This is a genomic window from Microbacterium sp. BE35, assembly GCF_031457705.1.
In the GTDB taxonomy this organism is placed as follows: domain Bacteria; phylum Actinomycetota; class Actinomycetes; order Actinomycetales; family Microbacteriaceae; genus Microbacterium; species Microbacterium trichothecenolyticum.
Genome location: NZ_JAVDXD010000005.1, coordinates 144,960 through 160,796, shown reverse-complemented (window position 1 = coordinate 160,796; position 15,837 = coordinate 144,960). Strand labels below are relative to the sequence as shown.

General features: G+C 69.4%; 14 protein-coding genes and 1 tRNA gene. 4 read left to right on the top strand and 11 right to left on the bottom strand.

Translation table 11 applies throughout. The features are described 5' to 3' along the window. Positions 1 to 25 precede the first annotated feature (25 nt). Together J2Y46_RS16640 and J2Y46_RS16635 are read right to left on the bottom strand one after the other, a co-directional pair. Complete coding sequence (locus J2Y46_RS16640) at positions 26 to 715, bottom strand: aquaporin (RefSeq protein WP_045300158.1); 690 nt, start codon at positions 713 to 715, stop codon at positions 26 to 28. Continuing rightward, positions 712 to 1,062 carry a metalloregulator ArsR/SmtB family transcription factor gene (locus J2Y46_RS16635; RefSeq protein ID WP_045300156.1) on the bottom strand — a complete coding sequence of 117 codons (351 nt, stop codon included), beginning with the start codon at positions 1,060 to 1,062 and terminating at the stop codon, positions 712 to 714. Before J2Y46_RS16635 ends, J2Y46_RS16640 begins: the two co-directional genes overlap by 4 nt. A gap of 87 nt (positions 1,063 to 1,149) precedes the next feature. On the opposite strand from J2Y46_RS16635, the gene J2Y46_RS16630 reads away from it, so the two are divergent. The 4 genes from J2Y46_RS16630 (at position 1,150) to J2Y46_RS16615 (ending at position 4,671) form a co-directional block, all read left to right on the top strand. Then, a complete protein-coding gene (locus J2Y46_RS16630) occupies positions 1,150 to 2,466 on the top strand; it encodes an FAD-dependent oxidoreductase (RefSeq protein WP_045300154.1) in 1,317 nt (438 codons plus the stop codon). Next, positions 2,463 to 2,984, top strand: coding sequence for a GNAT family N-acetyltransferase (locus tag J2Y46_RS16625; protein ID WP_045300152.1), 522 nt, complete (start codon positions 2,463 to 2,465; stop codon positions 2,982 to 2,984). The genes J2Y46_RS16630 and J2Y46_RS16625 overlap by 4 nt, the downstream gene beginning before the upstream one ends. A gap of 75 nt (positions 2,985 to 3,059) precedes the next feature. Next, a complete protein-coding gene (locus tag J2Y46_RS16620) occupies positions 3,060 to 3,473 on the top strand; it encodes an arsenate reductase ArsC (RefSeq protein WP_045300150.1) in 414 nt (137 codons plus the stop codon). Between the two features lie 448 nt (positions 3,474 to 3,921). Continuing rightward, the gene (locus J2Y46_RS16615; RefSeq protein WP_045300148.1) at positions 3,922 to 4,671 is read left to right on the top strand and encodes a YhjD/YihY/BrkB family envelope integrity protein; all 750 of its coding nucleotides are present in this window, start codon (positions 3,922 to 3,924) and stop codon (positions 4,669 to 4,671) included. Positions 4,672 to 5,372: 701 nt separating this feature from the next. Here J2Y46_RS16615 and J2Y46_RS16610 read toward each other — a convergent pair. From J2Y46_RS16610 to J2Y46_RS16570, 9 genes are all read right to left on the bottom strand, one after another. Further along, entirely contained in the window at positions 5,373 to 5,897 is a 525-nt protein-coding gene (locus J2Y46_RS16610; protein ID WP_045300146.1) for a hypothetical protein, read from the bottom strand. A gap of 52 nt (positions 5,898 to 5,949) precedes the next feature. Next, on the bottom strand, positions 5,950 to 6,504 hold the full coding sequence (locus J2Y46_RS16605) for a putative immunity protein (RefSeq protein WP_045300571.1): 555 nt from the start codon (positions 6,502 to 6,504) through the stop codon (positions 5,950 to 5,952). Between the two features lie 194 nt (positions 6,505 to 6,698). Continuing rightward, a tRNA-Ser gene (locus tag J2Y46_RS16600) sits at positions 6,699 to 6,783 on the bottom strand. Positions 6,784 to 6,824: 41 nt separating this feature from the next. After that, positions 6,825 to 9,104 (bottom strand): DUF3488 and transglutaminase-like domain-containing protein, encoded by a 2,280-nt coding sequence (locus J2Y46_RS16595; protein WP_045300144.1) that lies wholly within the window; start codon positions 9,102 to 9,104, stop codon positions 6,825 to 6,827. Further along, entirely contained in the window at positions 9,091 to 10,350 is a 1,260-nt protein-coding gene (locus J2Y46_RS16590; protein ID WP_045300142.1) for a DUF58 domain-containing protein, read from the bottom strand. The genes J2Y46_RS16595 and J2Y46_RS16590 overlap by 14 nt, the downstream gene beginning before the upstream one ends. A 7-nt stretch (positions 10,351 to 10,357) precedes the next feature. Next, positions 10,358 to 11,383 (bottom strand): MoxR family ATPase, encoded by a 1,026-nt coding sequence (locus J2Y46_RS16585; protein WP_245619609.1) that lies wholly within the window; start codon positions 11,381 to 11,383, stop codon positions 10,358 to 10,360. 149 nt (positions 11,384 to 11,532) lie between these two features. Continuing rightward, a complete protein-coding gene (locus tag J2Y46_RS16580; protein ID WP_045300140.1) occupies positions 11,533 to 12,060 on the bottom strand; it encodes a hypothetical protein in 528 nt (175 codons plus the stop codon). A 3-nt stretch (positions 12,061 to 12,063) separates the two neighbouring features. Beyond that, positions 12,064 to 14,151, bottom strand: coding sequence for a primary-amine oxidase (locus J2Y46_RS16575; protein WP_045300138.1), 2,088 nt, complete (start codon positions 14,149 to 14,151; stop codon positions 12,064 to 12,066). A 40-nt stretch (positions 14,152 to 14,191) separates the two neighbouring features. After that, positions 14,192 to 15,667 carry an APC family permease gene (locus tag J2Y46_RS16570; RefSeq protein WP_045300136.1) on the bottom strand — a complete coding sequence of 492 codons (1,476 nt, stop codon included), beginning with the start codon at positions 15,665 to 15,667 and terminating at the stop codon, positions 14,192 to 14,194. Positions 15,668 to 15,837: the final 170 nt, after the last annotated feature.

Below are 15,837 nucleotides of genomic sequence, written 5' to 3'. Positions count from 1 at the left end.
GGATGCCGCGGCGGAGCTGTCTCCGTCAGCCTCGAGAGACAGCGGGCTCGGGTAGCGCCACGGGGAACAACACTCGAACCGCCCCGTAGCCGAGCGCCGCGCCCAGGAGCTGCGCGACGATGAACGGCAGTACGGACGCAGGGGCTATTCCGGCGAACGTGTCGCTCAGGGTGCGCCCGATGGTGATGGCAGGGTTGGCGAAGCTCGTCGACGAGGTGAAGAAGTACGCCGCACCGATGTACGCACCCACGGCGGGCGCGGCGAGATGCGAGCGGCCGGTCCGCACCAAAGCGAAGATCAGGAGGATGAGCCCGGCCGTCGCGACGACCTCGGACAGCAGCAGCGGCCAGGCGGAGCGGTCGGTGGTGCTCAATGTGACCGGTGCAGCCCCGAACATGAGGTTGGCGACCACGGCACCGGCGATGCAGCCCAGCACCTGAGCGGGCAGATACACCGCAGCGATGGACCAGGTCCGTCGGTGGAGGGCGATGTCGACGAGGGTGACCACCGGGTTGAAGTGGGACCCCGATACCGTCGCGAAGACGAGGATCAGCACGGCGAGGCCGAGAGCGGTGGCGAAGGCGTTCTCGAACAGCTGCAGCCCGACATCACCGGGGGAGAGGCGCTGGGCGGCGATGCCGGACCCGATCACGACAGCGGCGAGCCCTGCGCTGCCGAGGAACTCGCCGGCGGCGCTGCGAACGGTGTGCGTCACGAGGCGACGAGGAGTTGTGAGACCCGGTCCAGCGCGCCGGGAACCAGCTTGAAGTACGCCCACGTGCCGCGCTTGCTGCGAGTGAGGAATCCGGCAGTGGTGAGGATCTTCAGATGGTGGGAGACCGTCGGCTGACTGAGACCGACGGGCTCGATCAAGTCGCAGACGCACGCCTCGGAGTCTTCCGATGCTGCGACGATGGAGAGGAGCCGGAGGCGGGTCGGATCGGCCAGGGCCTTCATGGTCGTGGCGAGCTGTTCGGCCTCGTCGGCGGTGAGCGGCTCGCGAACGAGGGGGGTGCAGCACACGTCGGCGGTGACGTCGGTCACGGCGAGCATCGTGGTCATACATCGAGGTTAGTCGATATTGACAAGTGTCGATAGATGAGTTCAGACTCGGGTATCGAAGTTCATCGATATCGACTGGAGGATGCTGTGACCCTGCTGGACCTGACCCCCCGCGTCGTCGACGCCAGTGCGTTGTCGACACTCCCTGTCGCGATCATCGGCGCCGGACCGATCGGACTCGCCGCCGCTGCCAACCTGGTCGAGCGTGGCATCGACTTCGTGGTCTTCGAGGCAGGCGACGAGATTGCCGCGAGCATGCGCTCGTGGGGTCACACGAGACTGTTCTCGCCTTGGAAGCACCTCGTCGACCCGGTCTCGCGTCGCCTGCTCGAAGACCGCGGATGGTCCCTGCCAGAGCCCGAGCGTGCGCCGACCGGGACAGAACTCGTCGAGAAGTACGTCGAACCGCTCGCCGCCCTCGAAGAGATCGCACCGCGGATCCGTACCGGTGTCGCGGTTATCGGCGTGACGCGCGAGGGGATGGACCGCACCCGCACGGCGCGGCGCGCCGCCACTCCCTTCGCTGTGCGGATCCGAACCGCTGCCGGTGAAGTGGAGGACTTCGTCGCGCGCGCCGTCATCGACGCATCCGGGACATATCTCTCGCCGAACTCCCTGTCTTCCAGCGGACTGGAGCTGCTGGGCATGGCCGGCATCGCCGACCGCGTCACCGCCGCACTCCCAGACGTCCTCGGCAGGGATCGCGCGGTGTTCGCGGGTAGGCGGGTGACGGTCGTAGGTGCGGGCCATTCCGCCGCCAATACGCTGTTGGCCCTCGTGCGGCTCGCGCGCGAAGCACCCGGCACTACGGTGACCTGGCTGATCCGCAACTCCAAGGCCGTGCGGGTATCGTCCTCGCCCGATGATGAGCTCATCGGTCGGGCGAGCCTCGGCAGCCGTGTCGACCGAGCCGTGGAGCGCGCCGACATCACCCTCATCGACGGCTTCGAGATCATCCGGGCCCGCCGAACGACCGACGCCGTCGAGCTGCTCGGACATCGCGATGGGGAAGTGGTAACCCACGAGAGCGACATCGTGGTCAACGCGACGGGGTTCCGGCCGAACCTCGACATCCTCAGGGAGATCCGGCTCGAGCTCGACGAGATCGTGGAGGCCCCCAAGCGACTCGCACCGCTGATCGATCCGAACGTGCACTCGTGCGGCACCGTCGAGCCGCACGGCTTCCGCGAGCTGACCCACCCCGAGCAAGGATTCTTCATCGTCGGTATGAAGTCATACGGACGCGCGCCGACATTCCTGCTCGCCACCGGATATGAACAGGTCCGGTCCGTGACGGCATGGCTCGCCGGGGACATCGCGTCCGCGTCGAACGTGGAGCTACTCCTCCCCGCCACGGGCGTCTGCTCCACCGGCGCCGGCAACGGGGGTGGATGCTGTTCATGACCCGATTGCGTGAGATGGTCGCGGCTGACTGGCCCGCGGTCGAAGCGATCTACGCTCAAGGAATCGAGGACGGGGAGGCGACCTTCGAGGTCGCCACCCCCGCCTGGAACGCGTTCGACGCAGGGAAGCTCCCTGCACTGCGGTTCGTCATCCCCGACGAGAGCGGCGCCCTTCTCGGCTGGATCGCCGCCTCGCCTGTGTCTTCGCGTCCGGCATACCGCGGCGTGGTCGAGCACTCGGTCTACGTCGATCGGAACGCCCGGGGGCAGGGAATCGGTCGCCGCCTCCTTGACGCGTTCGTCGCCGGCGCCGAAGAGAGCGGAATCTGGACAATCCAGTCGAGCATCTTCCCAGAGAATGCCGCGAGCCTCCGACTCCATGAGACAGCCGGATTCCGTGTGGTGGGCCGGCGCGAGCGCATCGCCCGGTCAGAGATCGGCCCGCACGCGGGCGCATGGCGCGACACGCTCCTGATCGAGCGACGCAGCACGAGCGTGCACGCGTCTGAGCATGGGTGACGCGATCAGTCGGCCGCGGCACGATATGAATAGATCTACGTCTATGCTTTCCCTGAGAGAGAAAGCGAGGCCGTCATGAGTGACAAGCCGACCGTCCTGTTCGTCTGCGTGCACAACGCCGGGCGTTCGCAGATGGCTGCCGGCTACCTCCGTGCCCTCGCCGGCGCCGATGTCGAGGTGCTTTCCGCGGGGTCCGCGCCCAAAGACGTCATCAATCCGGTCGCCGTCGAGGCGATGGCAGAGGAAGGCATCGACATCGCGGCTCACACGCCGAAGGTGCTGACGGTCGACGCCGTCAAGGAATCGGATGTGGTCATCACGATGGGGTGCGGCGACGCGTGCCCGATCTTCCCCGGCAAGCGCTATGAGGACTGGGAGCTCGACGATCCCGCCGGACAGGGGATCGAGGCTGTGCGACCGATCCGCGACGAGATCCGCCGGCGCATCGAGGCGCTGATCTCCGACCTGTTCCCTGAGCGGGTGGCGTAGTCAGAACGGGACATTCTTTCTCCCACGCTCATCATCTGCGGACTCATCACCCGGGGTGTGCATGCCCTCGAGCGGAAGGCGAGAGCCCGCCCTCCACTCATCCCGCGCTGAAGCGGGGAACGCGAGTCTTCTTCGGGGCCCGCACCCGGCCCGCACAACGCGCGCGACGGGCGTACGTCCGCCCGAAGGCCCGCCCCCGCAAGGCGGTGAACGGATGATGGGCACACAGCCCGCATGGCGACTCGACATCCCCGTTTCCGAACCATTCACGGAGTCCTTCTAGGCGTAGCCTCTGACTGGATCGGGACGTCGTCTCAGATCGTGAGGTGCGCCTATGGCTCGGTGGAGCACGAGTCGTCTTGTCCGCAGCGGTGCGCGGTCACCTGCCGGGCGGTTCGCGTTGCGAGTCGCCCGCGATCTGGCCGATCTGGGCCTGATCGATCGCGGTATGACCCTCGCGGCGCACACATTCACGTCGGTGCTGCCGATATTGATCGTCGTAGGTGCTGTGCAGTCCAGACTCGACACCCGCACTGCCGCGATCTTCGCGGAGCACATGGGATTCGATGCGGCCACGGCCGAGACTCTGGAGAAGTCGCTGCCCGGCGGCGCTCAGGAGCTTCGCGCGACAGGTGTCATCGGGGTGATCCTCCTCGTCATCGCTGCAACCTCGTTCGCGCGGGCCCTGGAACGGAGCCTTCGCAGGATCTGGCGCACGCCCGCCGTCAGCCTGAAGTTCGCCTGGCGGTGGCTGGCGGCGGTTGCCGCGGTCGTCATCGGAATCGCGGTGGTCGTCGCGACGCGCGTCATCATTCGCGACGACGGACCATTGCCGGTGATCGAGTTCATCGTCGAGGTCGTGCTGTGGGGTTCGCTCTGGTGGGTCGCTTCGTGGATCGTCGTCAATCGCGGGGTCAGCCTTCGAGAACTGCTGCCCGGCTCCGTTCTCGCGGGAATCGGATTCGCCGTGGCCGGACGGTTCGGAAGGGTGTTCCTGCCACCGCTACTCGCGGACTCGGCACTGCGATTCGGCGTCTTGGGCATGGCATTCACCTATATCGGATGGCTGCTCGTGCTGGCCTGCGTCCTCCTCGTCGCGGCGACCGTCGGTCGCGTCGTGTATCTCACCTACTCGGGCCGAGCGTGGCGTCACTCCGTTTCGAGGTTCTTAGTCGAGGCTCGAGCTGGTCGGGTGTAGGAGCGGGGAATCTTCGCGCTTCCCCGAAGCACGCCGCGGCGGATCCGGTACGGCTGCTGGCGCTCGTCCCGAGAGGTCAACCGACACACTCGTTGGGCGGAACGCCTCAACCGCCGCTCGTCGTGCAGACACCTCGCCTTTGGGACGGTTGGTCTCAACGGGATCCGCCGAATAGTGTGGTGACGCCGGGCCCGCGCTGCTAGAGCGTCACAACGATGTCCCCAGCGTCGAGCCTGTCCCCAGCGGGCGCGTGACGCACGTGGGCAAGGCAAAGGTCCCTCGGACGCCACAAGCACTAGTTGCGGCGTCCGAGGGGCCGTCTCATGCGCAGGTAGTTGCGCACAGGGAGTCAGTGGCCCCAGCCCCAGATCCCCAGATCGGTGTCGCACGGGGCCAGATCCCAGGGTCCCCGCGAGCTCACGTCGCCCACCCTACCGTGTCCCCCGTTCGGGGGACAGCATCGATTCGCCCGCCGGCGCTCGGAGGGTCGAACGCATGCTCGATGGGCGGCACCCGGCCCATCGCCCCCTGCGCGGTCTACGTCGAGGGTGGCTCGCGCGAGGCCGTCCAGGTTGTCGTCGCTGGGCGGCTGCGGGTCGGCAGAGACGTCGTCGACCCCTCGGGCGCACTGACTACCCGTTCGCCCATCGGGTCGGTGGTCGCGCGAGTCGCGGTCGATGAGCGAGCGGGGCGTGGGCGGTTCAGGGAGAAGGTGAGTTCGCCTGAAACACGAACCGATCGCCTGGGGACCAGATGTGCTCGTCGTCGCATCGATAGCCGCGTAGCCAAGCGCGCCCGTCGACGACTCGCAGATAGAAGCCTTTGGGATAGTCGTCGTCAGCGCTCAGCGGTTCGGATGCCACGGTGAGTGAGCCGTCGGGAGCTTTGCCCGTCGACATCGTCGCGTCGGCCGATGTCGCTTGATCGTTCAGAGCCAATCGCAGGTAGGGGCCCGCTTCGGCAGGACAGAGCGCCAGCCCGAGATTCCGACCGAGCTCGAGGATGTCGGGGAGCGGCGCGCCATGAGGGCGACCGAGGTCAGCGACGGTTCGTTCGGTGACCGCGATGATGTGGGGGCTGCGTTTGTCGAAGACCTCAGCGTCGAGCAGAGTTTCGGCGTGCGCGTTGAGAAGGATGTTTCGAGAGGCGAGGGTGCGTCTGAGTTCGGCTCGCGAAAGGCCGCCGACGGCGACCTCGAGTCGGTCGATGCGAGATGTGTTCACCATGGCTCCGGACACGAGCCGCTCGGCGAGAGATCCGAAGATCGGCAGACGTCGATCATCGGGCGCCGGCGTCGTCGGCGGTGGTGCGCAGCATCGCCTGTATTTGTCTGATGTGCTGTCCGAGGTCACCGGAAGCCAGGAGACCTGGCCCGAGCGGTCCCGCAGTATCGTCGCCCAGCAGGGGCAGCTTTCGCAGCGCAGCCGCTACTTCGAGGCTCATCTGCTTCAGCTGCCATGCAAGCTCGTGGGCAGCGCCGTCGGAGCGGTCGGACGCCGACCCGGCGGCCCTGGCTGCGTAGGCGGACGCGCCGAGCGCATGCGCACCCATGTGTGCGACAGCGGCAGCCTGTGCGGCAGCCCGTGCAGCTGCGACGCCTGCGGGCGTTGTCGCAGAGTGCGCGGCACGGCCGGCGACGAATCGGAGCCGGATCTCGGCCGCCGCTGCGAGCTCGCCGCGGGCGAAGGCTCGAGCACGCTCGATCGCGTCACGGGGCCGGTCGTCGTGCGGGGCCTCCGCCTCGAACACCGGCAGCACCCGTTCTGCGCAGTCGGCCGCCCACGCTGCGACCCGCCGACGGTCTTCTTCACTGAGTGACTGGGGTGACGGCACGCGAGCACTCTGCCACACCCAACCGCCGCGCATGCACCTCCGACCCGGAGACCGGCGTGCTCTCAGCCTGGTCGCTCGGCGGGCGACCTGAGCGAGCAGTGGGCGGAGGCAGGGGCGTCAGGTCGCCGAACGCCACGCGTCTGGTTCTGTTTCGAAGGAGTCGCGATCCCTTGAAAACACTGGGATCGCAGGTGCGGAGGATGGGGGATTCGAACCCCCGAGGGCTTGCACCCAACACGCTTTCCAAGCGTGCGCCATAGGCCACTAGGCGAATCCTCCAGGAGGCCCCGGAGGGCCGCCGACCATCCTACCCTGCTCCGCTACCGTGCCCGAACCGGGGCCGTCCCGGCGTACACGCTGCCGGGCCGGATCACGAGCGAACGCGGCGCCAACAGCGCGAGAATGCGGCGCGAAGGCGGCACAGATGCGAGCAGGGATGTTCGGACGGATGCTGCGGCATCGGCCGCCGCGTCTCCCATCCAGTACGAGCGGGTTCCGGCGCGCGAGTAGCTGGCGCGCTCGATCGCGAGGAGGACCGTGTTCATCTCCGATGCCGCGACCCCGTGCTCGGCGACGAGTCGGCCGGCGAACGCGCGCGGCGTCTCGCTCGCGGGCACGGGGATGCCGACGTCGATTGCGGCCTCCTGGACGGACTGCCACGCGGCCGCCGCGTCGCCGCCCCGGGCGGCGGCATCCTGCTGTCGGCGGCGCAGCTCCCGGATGAGGAAGGGGAGCGCGAGGAGCACGATCATGGCCGCGACCACGCCGAGGATCGGCAGCGGGTCGAGGGCGTCCTGTGACGTGCCGCCCGACGCATTCTGCCGCTGTTCCTCGAGGTCGATCTGCGCCTGGTCGCCGCGCGCCGTCGGGGTGGGGTTCGTCTGAGGAGTCGTGGCGTCGGGGTCGGCGGTCTGGCCAGGAAGCGTGAGCTCCGACGAGAAGGTCGTGGGAACCCCGAGGCCCGAGGTGGGCTCGAACGGGATCCACCCGATGCCCTCGAAGAACACTTCGGGCCAGGCGTGCAGCTGCGAGCTCGACACCGAGAAGACCGGCTGTTCGTCGATGGTGTCGGTGGTCGGCGTGCCCGGCAGGTAGCCGACCACGATGCGCGACGGCATGTGGAGCGTGCGCGCCATGAGTGCGAACGCCGATGCGAAGTGGATGCAGTAGCCCTCGCGGACCTCCAGGAACCGCGCCACCGCCTCGGCCCCGCTGCCGTCGAACCCGTCCTCGACGGGCGACTCGAGCGAGTAGCGGAAGTCGGTGCCGCGGAACCACCGCTGCAGCGCCGTCAGCCGGTCGTAGTCCGTGGTGGCATCGGCCGTCAGCTGCACCGCCAGCTCGCCGATGATCGGCGGGATGTCGTCGGGCAGTTGCGTCGTCTCGTCGCGCACCTGCGAACCCACCGACACCGCGGCCCGCACCTGCTCCAGGGACGGCCGGGGGACGTCGTACGCCACCTCGTAGGACTGGCCCTGCGTCGAGCCGCCGGTCGTGGCCACCGTGTGGTTGTAAGGGACCGCGCCCCACATGCCCCCGCCGAGCCCGGTGATGCCCACCGCCGGGTAAGGCACGGGCGCCCATTGGGAGTCGAGGTTCACCACGTCGATCTTCGCCGTGTACTCGCCGATGCGGATGTCGTCGCCGGAGTCGACGACGCCGAACGCGCGCTCGCTCTGGAGCGAGACGGTCTGCGAACGATCGGGCTCCCACGCCCCGCCGTCGAAACGGGAGAGGGTCGTCGCACGCAGATACGGCACCGACGGCGCGTTCGTGCGGACCCGGAGGACCTCCATCTCCTGCGGGCGGCGCAGGTCGTCTCCGAGCTGCAGCGTCGCGTCGATCCCCGGACCGGGTCCAAGGCCCGATCCAGCCCGCGCACCGGGCTGCGGCAGCACCGGCGTGGCCACGACAGCCACGACGATCGCGATCGCGCCGATGCCGAGTGCGGTCGCGGGGACGCCCGCGGTGCGCTCCGCTTCGCGCTCGGTCGGCTTCTCCCTCGAGCGCGTCTCCGAGCGCAGGAGGAACAGGATCGTGACCGCGAGGAACACGAACCCGATGACGTCGACCTTGCTCGGCGCGGCGATCGCCGGGATGAGCGACACCGCGACGATGCCGACGGACGCCAGCAGCGGCATCCGTGCGGTCACGACGACGTGGTCGACGATGATCGTGAGGAGCCCCATCGACCCCACGACGACGAACGCCAGCGACCGCGTCGGCTCCAGCGGCGCCGCGCCGATGGTGATCTCCTCCATCGCGGCCTGCACCAGCATCGGCACCGCGCGGAAGGTGTCGAGCGTCGGGATCACCCACAGCAGGGCGGTGTCGCGCAGGAAGATCAGTGTCATGAACACGACCCACACCGCGACCTCGATGAGGGTCACGGCGACCGCGGGGAGGCGGTAGAGGCGGGCGGTGTACCCGGCGGCGAGCACCATGGCCGACAGCGCGAGGGCCGCGACGAGCCACCACCCGGGCTCGATGACCCGGACGACCGGCAGCAAGGCCGCGAGCAGCGCCGCAAGGATCGCGAACGTCAGCAGTCGCTCCCCGCCGCGCGCACGTGCCTGGCGCCCTGTCTCAGCCGAAGACATGGTGCACCCCCCGTCCGATCGCGTTCGCCCATGCGCTACCCAGGTCGCGGTCGGGACCGATCGCCGCCACGTGCCAGCCGTGATCCGCCGCGATGTCCAGTGCGTCGCCGACTGGCGCCGCGGACAGGAGGAGCGGGAGCGTGCTGTGGTGCGACACGGGGCCGACGGCCACCGCATCGGCCGGGTCGAGCCGACCGACGATGAGCACGATCGGACCCGTCGACGCCCCTGCGAACAGCCGCGACAGGCGCGGGAGGGTGTCGTCGCGGTGTGCCGTGATCGTCGCGAAGTGCACGAGCATGGCGTCGACCTCGGTCATGTCCCCGCCGTCGATCCGGTCGACGAGCACGGTTCCCTCCGTGTCGAGCACCTCCACGGCGTAGCCGTCGTGCACGAGGCGCGCGACCGCGGAGACGCACGCCGAGATGCCGGCTTCGAAGCCGGGGTCGGCGCCCGGAGCGCGCAGCGCCTCAGGAGACCAGCGCAGCGCGGCGCGGTCGATCACGACCGCCGCCTCGGGCGTGGACTCCTGCTCCTCCTGGCGCACCATGAGCTCGTCGCGGTGGGCGGTCGCCCGCCAGTGGATGCGACGCATCGAGTCGCCCGGGGCGTACGGCCGCGCGACGAGGTTGTCGGCGCCCTGGCCGAGCTGATCGGTCGTGGTGTGGAGCATCCCGCCGGTGGCGCCCGCGTAATCGACGAGCGGCGGCAGCTCGACGATGGCCGGCGCCACGGTGACCGGCGTGCGCTGGCTGAACACGACGGTGCGCCGGGCGAGCCCGAAAGGATCCGACGACCGCACGGTGAGCGGCCCGAGCGAGTGGACTCCGCGCCGCGCTCCGGTGACGGTGTACATCAGGTCGATGCTGCGGGCACCGCCGCGCTCGCCGCCGCGCAGCCCCGAGCCGAGTGCGGGGAACGCGCCCTCCGCCTTGCCGCGCAGCCCCTTCGGCAGGGCGTCGCGCCAGGTTCCCGGCGCCGTGGGCAGCGCGGTGCGCACCTCGACGCGCACCGACACGCGTGCGTCACCTCCGACCGGGACGACGTCCGGGACGAGCGCCCGGGTGACCGCGTCGGAGCGGCGCCCGACATACAGCGAGGCGATGCTCGCGACCACGACCGCCAACAGCAGGATGCCGAAGTACATCAGCTCGACGATGCTCGCCTCGTTCGCCACGATGAAGCACGCGATCGCGAGGACCAGCGCTCCGGTGCCCCGGACGGTCAGCGGCCACACGCTTCTCATCGCTCGCTCACTGACGTGCGGCGATCGGCACCCGCACGGTCGCGGCGATGCGCTCGAGGATCGTCGCGATCGCATCTGCGGCGCTCGACCCCCGGGCGCCGCCCGCGGCGCGGGTCGGGATGAGTCGGTGTGCGAACACGGGGGCGAGGAGCGCCGTGATGTCGTCCGGGATGACGAACGCCCGACCGTCGAGCGCGGCCCACACCTTGGCCGCGCGCACCAGCTGCAGCGTCGCGCGGGGGCTGGCGCCCAGGCGCAGATCGCTGTGCGTGCGGGTCGCCTGCGCGAGGGCCACGGCGTAGTCCTCGATCGCGGGCGCGACGTGCACCGCCCGCGCCCACGCCACGAGACCGGCGACCTCCTCGGCCGAGACGACCGACCTGAGCTCGTCGAGCGGGTTGACCGTGTCGCGCTGGCGCAGCATCAGGGCTTCCGACCGCGCGTCGGGGTAGCCCATCGAGATGCGCATCATGAAGCGGTCGCGCTGCGCCTCGGGGAGGGCGTACGTCCCCTCCATCTCGAGCGGGTTCTGCGTCGCGACGACGAGAAAGGGCTCGGGCACGAAGTGCGTGCGCCCGTCGACGGTGACCTGGCGCTCCTCCATCGCCTCCAGGAGGGCGGACTGCGTCTTGGGGGAGGAGCGGTTGATCTCGTCGGCGATGACGATGTTCGCGAAGATCGCACCCGGCTTGAACTCGAACTCGCGCTCGACCGGGTTGAACACGCTCACGCCGGTGACGTCGCCGGGGAGCAGATCGGGCGTGAACTGGATGCGGCGGACCGTGGCATCCACACTGGTCGCGAGCGCCCGCGCGAGCATGGTCTTGCCGACGCCGGGCACGTCCTCGATGAGGAGGTGCCCCTCGGCGAGGAAGCACACCAGGGCGCTGCGCACCGCGTCCGGCTTGCCGTCGATGACGCTGCCGACCGCATCGAGGATCGCGTCGGTGACGCGGGCGAATCCCTCGGCGGTCGTGGCCCCGAGTGCACCCGAGCCTTTCGAGGCAGCATCCGTCATCGCGGTATCGACCATCGCCGGCTCCTGTTCCGCCCTCGAACGGGCGGGTCGCGGGTGGGGTGCGGGCTCCCTCGCCCACGGGACCGATCCTAATCGCGCGGATATCGGATCGGTATCGATCGCGCTGGGAGAACCCTGGACGGAGTCCGCCGTGGCGTACGCGACTAGACCGACGCGCCGACCGCCATGAGCAGCACCGACGCGCCCATGCAGATCAGCTGTGTCCGGTCCAGGGCCCGATGGGCGCGGAAGACCATGAGCGCCGACAGGGCGGCGTACGCGACCGCACCGCCCAGCAGGAGGACGGCGAGGAGCGTTCCGCCGTCTCCGCCGTGGCCGTGCGCCGGCGCGGCGCTCGCGCCGACCGGCGGATGGGCCATGCCGAGCTGCAGCGCGGCCATCGCCACCAGCCCGAGTCCGGTGTGGACGGTCATCGTTGCCGGGGCTGACGCGGCGCGGCCGTTGCTCCGGCGCGGGCGTTGCCAGACAGCGATCGCCATCGCTGACAAGAGAAGCAGCGCGGCCCAGTAGACGGGTGCCACGAGGCGGGTGGTCACCGCGTCGAGCATTGCGATCAGCATGATCGCCGACGCGACGGCGTCGGACCACCGCGCCCGGCCCCGGTCGGCCGCCAGACAGCAGGCGCCGATCGCGGCCGGGGCGATGGCCCAGGCGTGGAGCAATTCGGTCACGGATCAACCGTGGTGGTGGTGCTCGCCGTGCGCGTGACCGTGGGCGCCCGAGTCGTGCCCGTGAGCGCTCGGGTCATGCCCGTGCGCACCGGGCGTCGGCCCGTAGCCACCGGCCGCACTGTGGACGTGGCCGGTGCCGGCCGAGCAGTGCGCCGACTCAGGCGCGGGCACGTTGAGCGTGGGGTTGCGCTCGAAGAAGTTGTACGGCTTCAGCGTGAACTTCGCGTAGTCCATGGGCATGACGGGCCAGTCCTCGTTGCGCGGGAAGTGCGTGAGCCCGAACGTGTGCCACAGCACCACGTCTTCGCCGATCAGCGGCTCGTCGCCCTCGATGAACGCGGGGATTCCGCCGCCGCCCGGGTGCTGGTTCACGAAGTCGCCGGCCGCGTACCGCTCGGCCGGGTCGTACTTCGTCACGAACAGGTTCTTCGTGGCGAAGGCGGCGCGCGAGGCGATCGACGACGCATCGTCGGCGAGCAGGACGGGCGACTCGGTCGGGAACAGCACGTAGGAGGTGGGCTGTCCCATCGACGTCGTCTTCTCGGTCGATGCGATCTGCCACACGCGGTTGCGCGCGCCGTCGGCGAGGCGGCCCGAGACCTTCTCGGACGCGATCGGCACGACGCTCTTCGTGAACGCGTTGCCCGCCGGGTTCTCGGCCGAGATCGGCACGCGCACGGCATCGATCTCGTTCACGACGTTCGCGATGCCGTCGACGGTCATGTCGAGTCGTGCCGAGAACAGGTGCTGGTGGTAGGGCGCCCCGAGGCCCGGTGCGACCTCGGACGCGTAGCCGTACGGCGAGCCGTCCTCGTTCGGCCCCGGGTAGGCGGAGGTGAACAGGATGCCGGTGAGCTTCGCCTCGCACTCGATCGTGCCGTCGAGGTAGAGGTACCAGAAGAACCCGTAGTCGTAATTGCCCACGGTCGTGAAGAACGAGATCACGAGGCGACGCGACCGACGCACCTCGGACGCCCCGGTGAACAGGTCGGTGTGCTTCCACAGCGACCCGAAGTCCTCTTCGTGCATGCACACGCCGTTGCGCACGGTGCGCGGCATCCCCAGCTCGTCGGCGAGGATCGCGTCGACGTAGGTGATGTCGCCGACGCAGTCGCAGCCGAGCTCGAGCTCGTTGGTGTAGCGGCCGAAGAGGTACTCGCCGGTGTCGAAGTAGTTCTGCCAGAACCGGTTCGGCTGCGGGTCGGCGTACGGCACGACCATCTCGCTGATCGACCCGCGGTACATGACCGGCCGTCCCGCGAACGTCAGCTGCCGGAGGATCAGCCCCTCGCGGGTGTCGAAGCCGATCCGGAATTCCCACTCACCCCATGTCACGTGCTCGTCGTCGACGGTGAAGCTCGACCCTTCCGGCTGGGTGATCACGATGGGCTTCAGACCCTCGAGCGGTGCGCCCTGCAGCTCCGGATCGTCGTAGTTTCCGCTGGTCTGCGGGATGTCGTAGCCGGGGTTGTCGACGATCTTGATCACCGCCCGCGCGGCGACGTCGATGTAGGCCGTCAGCCCGTCCACGGGGTGCGCCCACGGGTGGTCGGCGGCGTGGAACTGCTGGAACGCGAACGTGCGCAGGATGCGCCGGCCCGCCTCGTCTTCGTAGCCGTAGTGGCCGGCGGACAGGGGGACGAGCACCACGTCGTCGGAGGTCAGCCCCCGCGCCGCCAGGGCGGCGACCCACTCCGCGCTCTCGTTCGCGATCACGCCGACCTCTTCGAACTCGGCGTCCAGGATGGGCAGCTGCCCGGCCGTGCCGTCCAGCGTGACGCTCGAGAGCACGGCGCCGGTCGCGAGCGACACGACCAGGTCCAGCGACAGCGCCGAGCGCATGTCGAGCAGCTGCACGCGCGCCCGGCGCTCCGGCAGGGCGCCGGTGCCGGCCTCCCACGCGAGCACCTCCGGTTTCGGCGCCTCCTCCAGCCCCACGTAGGCGAACCGGGTGGCGTCGGTGGTGGACTCGAGCCCGAGGACGATCGTGCGGACGGCTTCGATCTCAGCGGGCGTGAGCGAGGCGAGCGGATGCTGCGGTGCCGGCGCCGGGGTGAACCCCGAGGCGGTGGCGATGTCGGTGATGGTCATGGTTCTCCTTTGTTGCGGGGCGACGCGGGTGGGTCGCGGGTCAGCCGGCGATCGAGTCGGTGAGCTTGGCATAGGCGGCGGGGCGCCGGTTCTTGATCCACGCGGCCTGGGCGTAGCCGATGATCGGCACGACCACCACGAGGCCCAGGAGGAACCAGCTGACGGCGCCGAACACCGGGTTTCCGCCGGCGTCGACATCGCCGACCATGATCGGGAAGTAGGCCACGATGAGCGCCGCCGACAGCACGAGCCCGACGAATCCGAGTGCGGGGGCGATCACGGTGTTCCACGCCCGGCCGTCCTTCTTCGTCCTGGCGAAGTAGACGATGACGGCCACCGAGGTGACGGCCATGAGGATGGCGATGGCGAGCGTCGCGACGCCGGCGAACCACGTGAACACCTGGAGGACGGGGTCCAGGCCCAGCACCGCGAAGACGGCGATGAGCACGACCGCGGTGACGGTCTGCACGAGCGACGACACGTGCGGCGACAGATGCTTCGCGTGGACGGCGCCGAGCTTGTCGGGCAGCACTCCCGCGTTCGCCATGGAGTGCTGATAGCGCGTGACGACGTTGTGGAACGACAGCACGCACGCGAACATGGCCGTGATCAGCAGGATGTTGACGGCGACCTCGCCGAAGGGGCCGAGGTAGCGGGCCATGGTCGCGATGATGAACGTGCCCGGGTCTTCGGCGATCACCTCCAGCACGCTGCTCGGGCCCCACGCCATGACCAGGCCCCACGAGGCGAGCGTGTAGAAGATGCCGATGCCGATGACCGCCGCGTACGTGGCGCGGGGGATCGTGCGGTTCGGATCCTTGGCCTCGTCGCGGAAGATCGCCGTCGCCTCGAACCCGATGAACGCGGCGATCGCGAACATCAGCCCGACGCCGGGCGAGCCGGCGGCGATGTTGGCCGGCTCGAACGGCGCAAGGCTCAGACCCTCGGCTCCGCCGCTCGCGATCACGACGACGATCATCGCGAGCACGATGCCGACCTCGGCGACCAGCAGCACACCGAGCACCTTGCTGGACAGGTCGATGTGCCGGTAGCCGAGCACGCCGACGACGGCGATCGTCGCGAGCGACATGAGCCACCAGGGCAGCGCCGGTCCGCCGAGCGACTGCACCGTGACCGAGAGGATATAGCCGAGGTAGCCGTACACCGAGACCTGGATGGTCGTGTACGTCAGCATCGCGATCCACGCGCTGGCGAGGCCGGTCGATCGCCCCAGGCCGTAGCCGACATAGGTGAAGAAGGCCCCCGGCTTCGGGACATGACGAGTCATCGCCGCGAGGCCCACCGCGAACAGGAGCAGGATGACGGCGCTGATGGCGTAGAGGGCGGGGAAGCCGATCCCGTTGCCGAGCAGCATGCCCAGCGGCGCGGCGCCGCCGATCACGGTGAGAGGGGATGCGGCGGCCACCACCATGAAGACGATGGCGGTGACTCCGAGGGAGCCGGTGAGCGTGCGCTTGGCGGACGCCTCGACTCCCTTCGATTCGAGCTGGGTCATGGCAGGACCTCCGGGGCGAACGCGGGAACGGGATGCCCCGAGCATCGCTGCACCGGATTGCACCGTCGTCACCCGCTCGTGAAACCTCCCGCACGCCGACTGAGACCCGGCGTCGGCGGTGTCTCATTCGGGCGATACGCGGCCGAAACACGAGGGAAGCGGGGTGGCAA

What these genes read in the sequence shown, in the direction of transcription:
- J2Y46_RS16595 (WP_045300144.1), bottom strand. Translation starts at nt 9,104, where the DNA reads ATGTCTTCGGCTGAGACAGGGCGCCAGGCACGTGCGCGCGGCGGGGAG.
- J2Y46_RS16575 (WP_045300138.1), bottom strand. Translation starts at nt 14,151, where the DNA reads ATGACCATCACCGACATCGCCACCGCCTCGGGGTTCACCCCGGCGCCG.
- J2Y46_RS16620 (WP_045300150.1), top strand. Translation starts at nt 3,060, where the DNA reads ATGAGTGACAAGCCGACCGTCCTGTTCGTCTGCGTGCACAACGCCGGG.
- J2Y46_RS16585 (WP_245619609.1), bottom strand. Translation starts at nt 11,383, where the DNA reads ATGGTCGATACCGCGATGACGGATGCTGCCTCGAAAGGCTCGGGTGCA.
- J2Y46_RS16610 (WP_045300146.1), bottom strand. Translation starts at nt 5,897, where the DNA reads ATGGTGAACACATCTCGCATCGACCGACTCGAGGTCGCCGTCGGCGGC.
- J2Y46_RS16590 (WP_045300142.1), bottom strand. Translation starts at nt 10,350, where the DNA reads ATGAGAAGCGTGTGGCCGCTGACCGTCCGGGGCACCGGAGCGCTGGTC.
- J2Y46_RS16625 (WP_045300152.1), top strand. Translation starts at nt 2,463, where the DNA reads ATGACCCGATTGCGTGAGATGGTCGCGGCTGACTGGCCCGCGGTCGAA.
- J2Y46_RS16615 (WP_045300148.1), top strand. Translation starts at nt 3,922, where the DNA reads ATGACCCTCGCGGCGCACACATTCACGTCGGTGCTGCCGATATTGATC.
- J2Y46_RS16635 (WP_045300156.1), bottom strand. Translation starts at nt 1,062, where the DNA reads ATGACCACGATGCTCGCCGTGACCGACGTCACCGCCGACGTGTGCTGC.
- J2Y46_RS16570 (WP_045300136.1), bottom strand. Translation starts at nt 15,667, where the DNA reads ATGACCCAGCTCGAATCGAAGGGAGTCGAGGCGTCCGCCAAGCGCACG.